This window comes from Arthrobacter sp. 05T410, assembly GCF_056396505.1.
In genome coordinates this window covers 39,995-52,187 of record NZ_JBFTLP010000006.1, presented here as the reverse complement: position 1 = coordinate 52,187, position 12,193 = coordinate 39,995, and the positions used below count along the sequence as shown (strand labels likewise).

General features: G+C 69.1%; 12 protein-coding genes. 7 read left to right on the top strand and 5 right to left on the bottom strand.

The genetic code is table 11. The features are described from left to right. Nucleotides 1–60: 60 nt before the first annotated feature. Nucleotides 61–1,032 (top strand): NAD(P)-dependent alcohol dehydrogenase, encoded by a 972-nt coding sequence (locus AC1DFR_RS10450; protein ID WP_230007226.1) that lies wholly within the window; start codon nt 61–63, stop codon nt 1,030–1,032. Between the two features lie 45 nt (nt 1,033–1,077). Here the strand turns inward: AC1DFR_RS10450 and AC1DFR_RS10445 are convergent, their stop codons facing one another. Continuing rightward, nucleotides 1,078–1,518 (bottom strand): protein-tyrosine phosphatase family protein, encoded by a 441-nt coding sequence (locus AC1DFR_RS10445; protein WP_230007227.1) that lies wholly within the window; start codon nt 1,516–1,518, stop codon nt 1,078–1,080. 57 nt (nt 1,519–1,575) lie between these two features. After that, nucleotides 1,576–2,493 carry an SDR family oxidoreductase gene (locus AC1DFR_RS10440; protein ID WP_230007228.1) on the bottom strand — a complete coding sequence of 306 codons (918 nt, stop codon included), beginning with the start codon at nt 2,491–2,493 and terminating at the stop codon, nt 1,576–1,578. A 268-nt stretch (nt 2,494–2,761) separates the two neighbouring features. Between AC1DFR_RS10440 and AC1DFR_RS10435 the strand changes: the two genes are divergently transcribed. The 4 genes from AC1DFR_RS10435 (at nt 2,762) to AC1DFR_RS10420 (ending at nt 7,633) form a co-directional block, all read left to right on the top strand. Beyond that, a complete protein-coding gene (locus AC1DFR_RS10435; RefSeq protein ID WP_476873272.1) occupies nt 2,762–3,682 on the top strand; it encodes an IclR family transcriptional regulator in 921 nt (306 codons plus the stop codon). A gap of 262 nt (nt 3,683–3,944) precedes the next feature. Then, on the top strand, nt 3,945–5,642 hold the full coding sequence (hutU, locus tag AC1DFR_RS10430) for a urocanate hydratase (protein WP_223914611.1): 1,698 nt from the start codon (nt 3,945–3,947) through the stop codon (nt 5,640–5,642). A 9-nt stretch (nt 5,643–5,651) separates the two neighbouring features. Then, a complete protein-coding gene (gene hutH / locus AC1DFR_RS10425; RefSeq protein WP_476859458.1) occupies nt 5,652–7,244 on the top strand; it encodes a histidine ammonia-lyase in 1,593 nt (530 codons plus the stop codon). A gap of 152 nt (nt 7,245–7,396) precedes the next feature. After that, nucleotides 7,397–7,633 (top strand): hypothetical protein, encoded by a 237-nt coding sequence (locus AC1DFR_RS10420; RefSeq protein WP_018774814.1) that lies wholly within the window; start codon nt 7,397–7,399, stop codon nt 7,631–7,633. An 86-nt stretch (nt 7,634–7,719) separates the two neighbouring features. Here AC1DFR_RS10420 and AC1DFR_RS10415 read toward each other — a convergent pair whose 3' ends face one another. Next, a complete protein-coding gene (locus AC1DFR_RS10415) occupies nt 7,720–8,244 on the bottom strand; it encodes a cupin domain-containing protein (RefSeq protein ID WP_476856175.1) in 525 nt (174 codons plus the stop codon). A gap of 70 nt (nt 8,245–8,314) precedes the next feature. Here AC1DFR_RS10415 and AC1DFR_RS10410 point away from each other — a divergent pair, with 70 nt between their 5' ends. Next, the gene (locus AC1DFR_RS10410) at nt 8,315–8,935 is read left to right on the top strand and encodes a TetR/AcrR family transcriptional regulator (protein ID WP_476856176.1); all 621 of its coding nucleotides are present in this window, start codon (nt 8,315–8,317) and stop codon (nt 8,933–8,935) included. On the opposite strand, the gene hutG is transcribed toward AC1DFR_RS10410, so the two are convergent. Both hutG and AC1DFR_RS10400 read right to left on the bottom strand, forming a co-directional pair. Beyond that, nucleotides 8,916–9,875 carry a formimidoylglutamase gene (hutG, locus tag AC1DFR_RS10405; RefSeq protein WP_476849831.1) on the bottom strand — a complete coding sequence of 320 codons (960 nt, stop codon included), beginning with the start codon at nt 9,873–9,875 and terminating at the stop codon, nt 8,916–8,918. The genes AC1DFR_RS10410 and hutG overlap by 20 nt on opposite strands. A gap of 160 nt (nt 9,876–10,035) precedes the next feature. Continuing rightward, nucleotides 10,036–11,478: an NCS2 family permease gene (locus AC1DFR_RS10400; RefSeq protein WP_223915341.1), complete on the bottom strand. Its 1,443-nt coding sequence runs from the start codon at nt 11,476–11,478 to the stop codon at nt 10,036–10,038. A 121-nt stretch (nt 11,479–11,599) separates the two neighbouring features. Between AC1DFR_RS10400 and AC1DFR_RS10395 the strand changes: the two genes are divergently transcribed. Next, the gene (locus tag AC1DFR_RS10395) at nt 11,600–12,193 is read left to right on the top strand and encodes a copper resistance CopC family protein (protein ID WP_476856177.1); all 594 of its coding nucleotides are present in this window, start codon (nt 11,600–11,602) and stop codon (nt 12,191–12,193) included.

Here is a 12,193-nt window from a genome sequence, read left to right as displayed (position 1 = left end):
CAAGGTGTCGCCCGGCGCCTGCGGTTACGGAATGGCGAGCTGACCCAGAGGAGAAGCACCATGAAAGCGATCGTCCAGGATGTTTACGGTTCCGTTGAGGTGCTGGAACTGCGCGACGTCGACGCCCCCGTGCCCGGCGACGACGACGTGCTGATCCGGGTCCGGGCCGCCGGCGTCGACCAGGGCGTCTGGCACCTCATGACGGGCCTTCCGTACCTGACCCGCGTGGTCGGCTACGGGCTCAGGAAACCGAAGACCCGGATCCGGGGCCGGGCCGTGGCCGGCCGGGTGGAGGCTGTCGGCCGGAATATCGTCGGCTTCCGGACCGGGGATGAGGTGTACGGCACCTGCGAGGGATCCTTCGCCGAATACGCGTGTGCAAAAGAAGGCCGGCTCGCGCTGAAGCCGAAAAACCTCAGCTTCGAACAGGCCGCCGCCGTCCCGATCTCGGCCGTCACGGCCCTGCAGGCGCTCCGGAACGCCGGCAGGATCCAGGCCGGGCAGGAGGTCCTCGTCATCGGCGCGGCCGGCGGTGTCGGCGCGTACGCGGTGCAGCTCGCCAAGGCGTTCGGGGCGCAGGTGACGGGGGTGTGCAGCACCGCGAAAACCGATCTGGTCCGCTCCATCGGCGCGGACCACGTCATCGACTACACACATGACGATTTCGCGGACGGATCCCGGCAATTCGACCTCATTGTGGACACCGCCGGCAACCGCCCGCTCACCGTCCTGCGGCGGGCGCTCAAGCCTAAGGGCACGCTCGCGATCGTCGGTGGGGAAGGCGGAGGGCGGCTGACGGGCGGATTTCAACGCTCGCTCGGCGCCGGGCTGCTCTCCGTGTTTGTCGGCCAGCGGCTCAGGGGCGTCATGGCTGCAGAGCGGGCGGAGGACCTCCGGTTCCTGACCGGGCTCATCGAGGCGGGCGCGGTGACCCCGGTCATCGGCAAGAGCTACGCCCTGGCGGACGCGCCGGCGGCAATCCGGGACCTGCGTGATGGGCACCTCCGCGGGCAGGCCGTCGTCATCATTTGAGCCCGCTTGCCGGTTGGCCGGCGTCACGGTTTTGGGCGGAGCCGCCTAGGGCGTTCCGGTCCGGAAGCGGGTCACGTACTGCCGCTGCCAGGGAGTTTCCACTGTCCGGCGCCGGTACTGGCGGCGGACGTAGGACACTGCCTGGCCGGGCGGGACTCCGTCCAGGATCGCGATGCAGGCCAGTGCGGTGCCGGTCCTGCCGATCCCGCGCCAGCAGGCCACTTCAACCCGTTCGGTCTCGGCCCGGCGCCAGGCCTCCCGGAACGCCTCGAGGGCATCCGGCTGGTCGACCGGCAGCCGAAGGTCGGGCCAGGGCACCCATCGGGACTCCCACCCCACGGGCGGCGGCTGCTTGCCCAGCAGGTACACGCCGAACTCGGGAAACGGCCCGGCCGGAAGCGGATAGTGCAGGCCGCGCCCACGAATGAGCCGGCCGGACGGAAGAGCCATGATGCCGTCCGCGGAAGTTTCCCACGTGTGCTTCATGAACCCGATCGTAGTCTTTCCCGCCGCCGGTTGTCCGTGACACGGAACGGCTGGATGTCAGCGGTATCCGGAGGCGTCGGCGTCGAGTCCTGCTTCCTGGACCTCCACGAGGTACCTCCAGCAGTCCGGCTGCGAGCCGTCGGTGTCGGTGAAGCCGTACTCGCGGGCCAGCGCGCCGGACGAATACGAGCCGCCCGTGCGGCTGAGCACGTGGGGGTCCGCCGCCAGGGCCGCGACCGCACGCCCGACGAACAGCGGGCTTTCCGAGATCGCGGCAAAGTGCGGCTGCGTCCCGGCGGCCTCCCGCCAGTTTGCCTCGGTGACGCCAAAGTGTTCGAGCATCATCTCCGAACGCATCCAGCCGGGCGTCAGCGCCACCGCCGCGCAGCCGGAGGATCTCAGCTCCTCCGCCTGGCTGAACGCCAGGCGGAGCACCGCGGTCTTGACGAGGTCGTAAAAGACGGAGACCCGGTAGTGCTGTGCGTTGTACTCGCGGGTGCCGTCGGTCATCTCCACCACCAGGCCGCCGGGGCGGCGGGTGAGCAGCGGCAGCGCGAAGTGGCTTGTGATGAGGTGGGTGTCCAGACCGAGGTGGAGCATCTGCAGTCCGGCATTCAGATCGTGGGCCCAGAGCGGGGTGTTCCATTCGATGAAGTCCTCGCCGCCCCAGATGTCGTTGACAAGGATGTCCAGGCGGCCCTGCTCGGCGTCGATCCGCTGCACGAGGGCTTCCACCTCCGCAGCCTGGCGGTGATCGACCTCGATGGCGATTCCAGTGCCGCCAGCGGTGCTGACAAGCCCGGACGTCTCCTCGATCGTCTCGGGCCGGTTGTAGTCCGAACGGTGGCGGGAGGTCGTGCGGCCGGTGCAGTACACCACCGCTCCTGCCTCGCCGAGGGCGACGGCGGTGCCGCGCCCGGCGCCGCGCGTGGCCCCGGCAACCAGGGCGACCCTGCCCGACAATGCTGCGTCCACGTCTGTGCCTTCCCTCCGGAACCATCCCGCATGGGGCTCAGCCGGCGATGACTGGTGCCAATGACCGGGCCTACCACTCGGAAGCCGGCGCCCAGATTCATCGGAACATCGGGGGTCTGGCCGGGCTAGGGGCGGAAGGCCCGCCGCAGGTATGCGGCACTTGTCCGGCATTCCAGACAACCGTTCCTGTGGGAGGCTGTCGGTTGACCGCTGCCGGGCGCATGCTTAAGTACGGGATACCGGACACCACCGACCCTGAAGAGGATCCATGCCACCCACCAGTACTGCCGTGAGCCCCGCCGCCGCGACTTTGTCGGCTGCGACCGACGCGACTCCGGCGCAGTCCGCCGCGACTTTGTCCGCAGCGCCTGACACACCCGCGCCCAAGGCCGTCCACCGGGCCGCGGGAACCAAGGCGGCGTCGAAGGTGCCGGCCGCCGAGAACACGCTGCGCATCCTCAAGCTGCTGGCCTCCCGGCGCGGGCCGATGGCGGCGTCGAACATTGCCACCGCGCTGGGACTGCCGCGCTCCAGCGTCTACCACCTGCTCGGGGTGATGGAGGCGAACGGCTTCGTGCTGCACCTGCACGAGGAGCAGCGCTACGGCCTGGGCATCAGCGCATTCGAACTCAGCTCGGCCTACTCCCGGCAGGAGCCGCTGTCCCGGCTGGGCCGGCCGATGCTCGCCTCGCTCGTGGACGTGATCGGCGAAAGCGCGCACCTGGCGGTGCTGCACGGCCGCGACGTGCTCTACATCGTGGAGGAGCGGGCCAAGAACCGGCCGTCCCTGGTGACCGACGTCGGCGTCCGGCTGCCCAGCCATCTCACGGCCAGCGGGCGGGCCATCCTCGCCGCGCTGCCGAAGTCGCAGGTGCGGGCGCTGTACCCGAACGCTGCAGCCTTCACGGCCCGGCACGAAACCGAATCGCCCATCATGAAGTACTCCGCGCTGTCTTCGCATCTGGACCAGGTCCGCCAGCGCGGCTACGCCACCGAACACGGCGAGGTCACGCCCGGATTCGGTTCGATCGCCGCCGCCGTGACCGACCACGTGGGGTGGCCCACCGCCGCCGTCGCCGTGACGTTCCTGGAGGACAAGCTGCCCGCGGATCAGTGGCCGGTCCTGGCCGCCCGGGTCCAGAAGGTCGCCAACGAGCTCTCGGTCCGGATCCACGGCCGTCCCGCCTGACCGGTTGCCCCATCCCACCCCACCCCACCCCCGGTTGCGCTGTCACTTAGGGCTCCCATTCGCCCTTTTTGGCAACCGGAAGTGATAGCGCAACGGGGGAGGGGAAGGGTCTGGAATCCCGGACAGCACCCCTCCGGCAGGCCTGTTTCCGCGGCCGCGAAGGGGCTTTAGTTGATACAGAACCTCATTCCTCCGGATGCACCAGGACACCAGTCCGAACAGACATCATCCGGCCACATATCCAGCGACAAAGGAGACCCTCATGGCACCCGCCGATTTCACCACCGGTGCCCGCCCGGTCAAAGCAGCCCGCGGCACCGAGCTCACCGCCAAGAGCTGGCAGACGGAAGCCCCGCTGCGCATGCTCATGAACAACCTCGATCCCGAGGTCGCCGAGCGCCCCGATGACCTGGTGGTCTACGGCGGCACCGGCCGCGCCGTCCGGTCCTGGGCCGCGTTCGACGCCATCACCCGCACCCTGGAAACCATGGAAAAGGACGAGACCCTGCTGGTCCAGTCCGGCAAGCCGGTTGGCGTCTTCCGCACCAACGAATGGGCACCGCGCGTGCTGCTGGCAAACTCCAACCTCGTCGGCGACTGGGCGAACTGGCCCGAGTTCCGCCGGCTCGAGGCCGAGGGCCTGATGATGTACGGCCAGATGACCGCCGGGTCCTGGATCTATATCGGCACCCAGGGCATCCTGCAGGGCACCTTCGAGACCTTCGCCGCGATCGCCCGTAAGCTCACCGGGGACGAGAACGGCACGCTCGCCGGCACCCTGACCCTCACCGGCGGCTGCGGCGGCATGGGCGGCGCCCAGCCGCTCGCCGTCACCCTGAACGACGGCGCCTGCCTGATTGTCGACGTCGACGAGACCCGCCTGCGCCGCCGGGCCGGGAAGCGCTACCTCGACGAGGTCGAAACTGATCTCGACGCCGCGATCGCCAAGGTCCTGAAAGCCAAGGAAGAACGCCGCGGCTGGTCCGTGGGCTACGTCGGCAACGCCGCGGAGGTCTTCCCCGAGATCCTGCGCCGCCACAACGCCGGCGAGCTCACCGTCGACATCGTCACGGACCAGACCTCCGCGCACGACCCCCTGAGCTACCTGCCCGAGGGCATCACGGTGGAGGAATGGCACAGCGAGGCTGCGGCAGATCCCGAGGGCTTCACCAAGAAGGCCCAGGCCTCGATGGCCAAGCACGTCCAGGCGATGGTCGAGTTCCAGGACGCCGGCGCCGAGGTCTTCGACTACGGCAACTCCATCCGCGACGAGGCCCGCAAGGGCGGCTACAACCGCGCCTTCGAATTCCCCGGCTTCGTCCCGGCCTACATCCGGCCGCTGTTCTGCGAGGGCCTCGGCCCGTTCCGCTGGGTGGCCCTCTCCGGCGACCCCGAGGACATCGCAGTCACGGACAAGGCCATCAAAGAGCTCTTCCCCGAGAACAAGCACCTGCACCGCTGGCTCGATGCCGCCGCCGAACGGGTCGAGTTCGAAGGCCTGCCGGCCCGCATCTGCTGGCTCGGCTATGGCGAACGCGCCAAGGCCGGCCTGCTGTTCAACCAGCTCGTCAAGGAGGGCAAGGTCAAGGCGCCCATCGTGATCGGCCGCGACCACCTCGACTCCGGCTCCGTCGCCTCCCCGTACCGCGAGACCGAGGCCATGGCCGACGGCTCCGACGCGATCGCCGACTGGCCGCTGCTCAACGCCCTTCTCAACACGGCCTCCGGCGCCACCTGGGTTTCCATCCACCACGGCGGCGGGGTCGGCATCGGCCGCTCGATCCACGCCGGCCAGGTCTCCGTCGCCGACGGCACCGACCTCGCCGCGGAAAAGCTCGCGCGCCTCCTGACCAACGATCCCGGCATGGGCGTCATCCGCCACGCCGACGCCGGCTACGACCGCGCCGTCGAAGTCGCCAAGGAACGCGGCGTCCGCATCCCGATGAACGAAACGAAGTAGGACTTCACCATGACTATCACCACGCATTCACCGCTCACCGTCACCCTCGGCTCCAGCGGTGTCACCCCCGAAGACGTCGTCGCCGTCGCCCGCCACGACGCCCACGTCACCATCGCCCAGGACGCCCTGGACGCCGTCGCCAAGGTCCGTGCCCACATCGACGACCTCGCCCACAGCGAGGTCCCGGCCTACGGGATCTCCACCGGCTTCGGGGCGCTGGCCAACCGGCACATCCCCAACGAGCTGCGCACCCAGCTGCAGAAATCCCTGATCCGCAGCCACGCCGCCGGCATGGGCCCGGCCGTGGAACGCGAAGTGGTCCGCGGCATCATGTTCCTGCGCGCCAAAACCCTGGCCTCCGGCCGCACCGGCGTCCGCCCGGTGGTGCTGCAGACCATGGTGGACGTGCTCAACGCCGGCATCACCCCGGTGGTCCGCGAATTCGGCTCCCTTGGCTGCTCGGGCGACCTCGCGCCGCTGTCCCACTGCGCCCTGGTCCTGATGGGCGAAGGCGAGGCGACTGGCCCCGACGGCACACTGTACGGGAGCAAGGATGCCCGCCCGGTCGCTGAGCTCCTCGCCGCGCACGGCATCGAACCCGTCACGCTGGCCGAAAAGGAGGGCCTGGCCCTCGTCAACGGCACCGAGGGCATGCTCGGCATGCTGCTGATGGCCATCGCGGATATCCGCCAGCTGCTTACGACGGCGGACATCACCGCCGCGCTCAGCGTCGAGGCGCTGCTCGGCACCGACCAGGTGTTCCTGCCGGAGCTGCACGCGGCGCTGCGCCCGCACCCAGGCCAGGCCGCCGCCGCGGACAACATGCTCCGTGTGCTGTCCAACTCCCCGATCGTGGCCTCGCACCGGATCAACGACACCAAGGTCCAGGACGCCTACTCGCTGCGCTGCGCACCCCAGGTGGCCGGCGCCGTCCGCGACACCGTGGACCATGCCGCCCTGGTCGCCTCCCGCGAACTGGCCGCCGCGATCGACAACCCGGTGGTCCTGCCCGACGGCCGGGTCAGCTCCAACGGCAACTTCCACGGCGCCCCGGTGGCCTACGTGCTGGACTTCCTGGCGATCGCCGTCGCGGACCTGAGCTCCATCGCCGAGCGCCGGACCGACCGGATGCTGGACCCGGCCCGCTCCCACGGGCTGCCCGCCTTCCTGGCCTCGGACCCCGGCGTCGACTCGGGCCTCATGATCGCCCAGTACACGCAGGCCGGCCTGGTCTCGGACAACAAGCGGCTGGCCGTCCCGGCGTCGGTGGACTCGATCCCGAGCTCGGCGATGCAGGAGGACCACGTCTCCATGGGCTGGCACGCGGCCCGCAAGCTCCGCCGCTCGGTGGAGAACCTGCGCCGGGTCCTGGCGATCGAACTGGTGACCTCGGCCCGGGCGCTGGACATCCGCACCCAGCTCTCCGGCGGCGAACTCACGCCGGGACCTGCGGGCGCGGCCGTGATCGCCGCGCTGCGCGACGTCGTCGACGGTCCGGGCACCGACAGGTTCCTGTCACCGGAGCTCGAAGCGGCGGATGTCCTCGTGGCCTCGGGCAAGGTCCGGGCGGCGGCCGAATCCGCCGTCGGAAATCTCGCCTGAGAAGAAACAAAATGCAGGGCAGCTGAACAATTCCCGGCGCCCCCGAAATCTTTGGCGACACGGACGGCGGGGGCCCGGGAACTGTAGTACAAATGGAGAGTCCACACCAACGAAGTTGTGGCAAAGAACACATACAAAGGGGTAGAAGTTCTATGAAAGCACGCGGCACGGTACTGTCCAGGCGCCTTGCATCCGCAGCTACGGTTTCCGACTGGAGCGGCCTTCGGGTCGGCGAACGCGTCGAAATTGTCAAGCACGCACAGGTCATTGCGGCCGGTGAGGTCGAAGAGGTCTCGGTAAGCGGGAATGTGCTCTGGCTGGTCCCCGCGGGGCCGTCCGAAACGCAGCTTTTCCTGCAGTCCGACGGCGTGCAGGTCCGCCGCAGCTAGGCTGAGCGTTTTCACCAGAAAGTCCCCGCCACGGCGGGGACTTTCTGCGTTTCGGGGCCCAGGGCCCAGATGTGGGCGCGGTGCTGTCAGTGCCCAGTGAACGGCGGCGGACCCAGCAGCACGATCCCGCCGTTTTTACGTGCCGACTCCTGGACTCTGCCAAAGTCAACCAGGCCCGGCGCGACGGATTCGCCGGCAGGGTCCCCGGCATCGTTGCCGGGGGAGAGGGGTATGCTCGCGTCCCAGTAAAAGGCCTCGCAGCATCCGGGGGTGTGCAGGCAAAGCATCCGGGCGGAGTCGGAGACCACCATGAAGGCGTGTGGAACGCCCCGCGGGGCCACGGCCAGTCCGCCGGGGCCGATCCGGTGCTCTCTCCCGTCCATATGCACGAGGATCTCGCCGTCCAGGATGTACATGGTTTCATCCGAATCGGGGTGGCTGTGCAGCGGTGTCATTTTCCCGCCGGACATCTGGTCCTCGAACAGCAGGAAGGCCCCGGCGGTCTCTTCCGCCCTGGCCTTCCAGGTGTGGACTCCGCCGCCGAAAAACCATCGGCGCTCGCCCTGGTCTTCCGCGCGGATGATGGCTGCCGGGTTGCTGGCCGTTTCCATAAGATCGCCCCTTCGCCGAGGACTACATGGGACGCGTGTCCCATGACAAGACTCGGGTACCATGAGATCCATGTCAACCCCCTATCAGGACGCTGGCCGGACGGGGCAGAAGCGCCGCACTTTTGAGGCCCTGTTGGCTGCAGCCCGCGAGGCCGTCGCGGACGGGGTCGCCCCCACCGTTGACGGCACCGCGGCAGCGGCCGGGATTGCCCGGAGCACGGCCTACCGCTACTTCCCGAGCCAGCGGGAATTGCTCGCCGCAGCCCACCCGGAAACGGCCCGGCAGTCCCTGCTGCCGGCGGATGCCCCCGAGGATCCAGCGGAGCGGCTCGACGCCGTCGTGCTGGAGTTCACACGGCTGATCCTCTCCACCGAGGCGCAGCAGCGGACCATGCTCAGGCTGTCCCTGGAACGTGACCGCGGAAAGTCGGACTTGCCGCTGCGGCAGGGGCGCGCGATCGCTTGGCTTGAGGAAGCACTCGCGCCGCTCCAGCGGAAGCTGTCCGGACCTGAAATCCGGGCGCTAGCGCTGGCCATCCGCAGTGCCATCGGGATTGAGGCCCTCGTCTGGCTGACGGACATCGGCGGTCTTACGCAGGAACAGGCTGTGGCGTCGATGCGTTGGTCCGCCCAGGCCCTGCTCGCACAGACCCTGACGTCCGGGCCGCCGCCTATCCCAGCAGCGTATTGACCAGCCGGGCCGCCACTTTGGCGGTGCGGCCGTCGATGTCGAACTCCGGGTTCAGCTCGGCGATATCCAGATGCAGGAGCTTCCCGCTCGCGGCCACCTGGCGGCACACGGCGCTGATCACCGGCAGCGGCACACCAAAGGCCGCGGGAGCGCTCACCCCGGGGGCCACGGAGGCCGGCAGCACGTCCAGGTCGATGGTCAGGTACACAGCGTCCACCTGTGCCAGGAAGGCTGCCACAAACGCGTACGCGGCGTCCGCCGAGCAGTCCTCGTCCAGCAGATAGTCCACGCCGAGCTCGTCTGCCGTCCGGAACAGCGTCCGGGTGTTGTTCGGCTCGGAAATCCCGACGACGGCGTAGCGCAGCTCCCGGCCGGCGGCTGCTTCGGCGCGGGCCATCTGGAGGAAGGGCGTGCCGGAGCTGGGCACCGGCTCATCGCGGAGGTCGAAGTGCGCATCGAGATTCAGCACGCCGACGCTCAGGCCCTCGCGCACGGCCGCCGACCCGGCCACGCCGAGATAGCTGGCAAAGGCGGTCTCGTGCCCGCCGCCGAGCACCACGGGAAGCCCGCCGGCGTCGAGCAGACTGGTGATCGCGAGCCCGGCGCGTGCCTGTCCTGCCTCTAGCGCGTCCCCGGCCACGGTGACGTCGCCGGCGTCGTGCACGGCCCGCGTCAGGTGGAACGCGAGCGGGCCGAGCGCGGCCCGGATGGCGGCGGGGGCGGCCGCGGCGCCGGTCCGGCCCTTGTTGCGCCGCACCCCGGCGTCGCTGCCGAAGCCGAGGATGACGGCGGGGCGCGCAGCAGGGACACCCGCCGGAACCGTGCCGGGAGCGTAGGGGGTCACCCCCTGCCACCAGCGCCGGTGCTCGTCGCCGTCGCCGTCGAACCTGCCGGTCCAGGGCTGGGGCGGGACATCAACGGGGAGCGCGGGAGAAACCATGCCCCTAGCTCACCGCAGCCCGGGCCGGAAAACCAGCCGGGCCGCCGTCGGACTGTCCGGAATCCCGGAAACTGAGCTTAACAACGGTTAAGCAGCGCCGGGTGGGCCACGCCCGGGTGGGCGTGGCCCACCCGGCGGCGTGACCGCGGGCGGGGCTGCGTTAGTGGATCCCCAGGACGGCCTCGATCGGGCCGATCGCGAAGAAGAGCAGGAACGCGGACGCCACGGCCCACATGAGCGGGTGCACCTCGCGGGCCCGGCCCTCGAACAGGCGGATCAGCACGAAGCTGATGAAGCCCGCGCCCAGGCCGTTGGCGATCGAGTACGTGAACGGCATGAGGGTGAAGGTCAGGAAGGCCGGGATCGCGATGCCCCAGTCCTGCCAGTCGATCTTGCCCACCTGGGAGACCATCATGAAGCCGACCACCACGAGGGCGGGGGCCACGGCCTCGAACGGCACGAGGTTGATCAGCGGGGTGAAGAACATCGCCACAAGGAACAGCAGGCCGGTCACGACCGAGGCCAGGCCGGTGCGTGCGCCTTCGCCGATGCCGGCACCGGACTCGACGTAGATCTGGTTCGAGGAGACGGAGGCGCCGCCGCCGATGATCGCGCCCAGGGCGTCCACCTGCAGCACGCGGTCGACGTCGGGGATGTTGCCGTCCTTGTCGATGGTGCCGGCCTCGGTGGCCAGGCCAACCATCGTGCCCATGGCATCGAAGAAGATGCTGAGCAGGATCACGAACGCCAACAGGGTCGCCGCGACGAAGCCGAGGTGTTCAAAGGCGCCGAAGGGGTTGGCCTTGCCGATCAGGGACAGGTCCGGGGCCGCCCACTCGGAGAACTGCGGTGCCACGAGGGACCAGCCCTGCGGGTTGTGGTTCTTGCCGTCAAAGCTGGGCCCGATGTGCAGGATGGATTCCAGGATCACGGACAGGATGGTCGAGGCCACGATGCCGATCAGGATGGCGCCCTTGACCTTGCGGACCACCAGCGCGATGGTCAGGATCAGGCCGAAGACGAACACGAACGTCGGCCAGCCCAGGAGCTTGCCGTCGAAGCCCAGGCCGACCGGGACGGTGGTGCCGGCGACATCGGGGACGCGGCGCACGAAGCCCGCGTTGACGAGACCGATCAGGGCGATGAACAGGCCGATGCCCACCACGATCGCGGTCTTCAGCCCCTCGGGTACGGCCTTGAACACGGCCGTCCGGAAGCCGGTGAGGACCAGGATCAGCATGGTGATGCCCGAGAGCATCACCAGGCCCATCATGTCCGGCCAGGTCAGGCCGGGGTTCGTGGCCACCGTGACGGCGACGAACGCGTTGACGCCGAGCCCGGTGGCCAGGGCGAAGGGATGCTTGGCCCACGCGCCCATGAGGATGGTCAGGATGCCGGCCACGAACGCGGTGACGGCGGCGACGGCGGGGAAGCCCAGCGTGGCGCCCGAGGAGTCCGGCCCGGAGAGGATCAGCGGATTCAGCACCACGATGTAGCTCATGGCGAAGAACGTGGCGAACCCTCCGCGGATCTCGCGCGAGACGTTCGACCCCCGCTCGGATATTTTGAAATACCGGTCGAGTGCCGAGCCCTGCTTGAGCATTAGGTCTTGCATTAGTCCTCCGGGAGTGATGGGTGTTGCATATATCTTATTTGGCGCCCGAGGGCCAACCCTGCGTTTTCGCCTAGTCTGTAAGGAAGCCAACACTAGGAGTAGCCTGCCCATGCGCCGTATCCGCCAGCTTCGCAGTGCCCTGCTGGGCGCCGTCGTCCTTGTGGCCGTCCTGCTGGGAGCAGTGAGCCCGGCGTCGGCGCACGATACCGCGGAGTCCACCAGCCCGGCTGCCGGAGCAACCGTCGCGGCACCGCCGGAGCAGGTCTCGGTCACGTTCAACCACAATCCGCTCGCCCTGGGGTCGCAGATCGTGGTCAATGATGCCACCGGCGCCAACTGGTCGGACGGTTCCGTGGAAATCGTGGACAACGTCGCTGCGCAGAAGCTGAAGTCCGGCGCCCCTAGGGGGCAGTACACCGTGCACTGGCGGGTGGCCAGTTCCGACGGCCACCCGATCGAGGGCAGCTTCACCTTCACAGCGACGGCGGCTGCGGCAGGCACGACGGCGGCTGCCGCAGTCCCCACGATGGGCACCGCCCAGCCGGGGACCACGCCCGCGCCTGCCCCTGCGCCGGCCGGGTCGCAGCAGTTTCCCTGGAGCGTCATGGTCTTCGTCGCCGTCGGGGTCGGCATCCTGGTGGCCCTGGGCCTGATGGCGAAACGCCGCCTCACACCGGACGAGGGCGGCGACACCGAAGGCTGA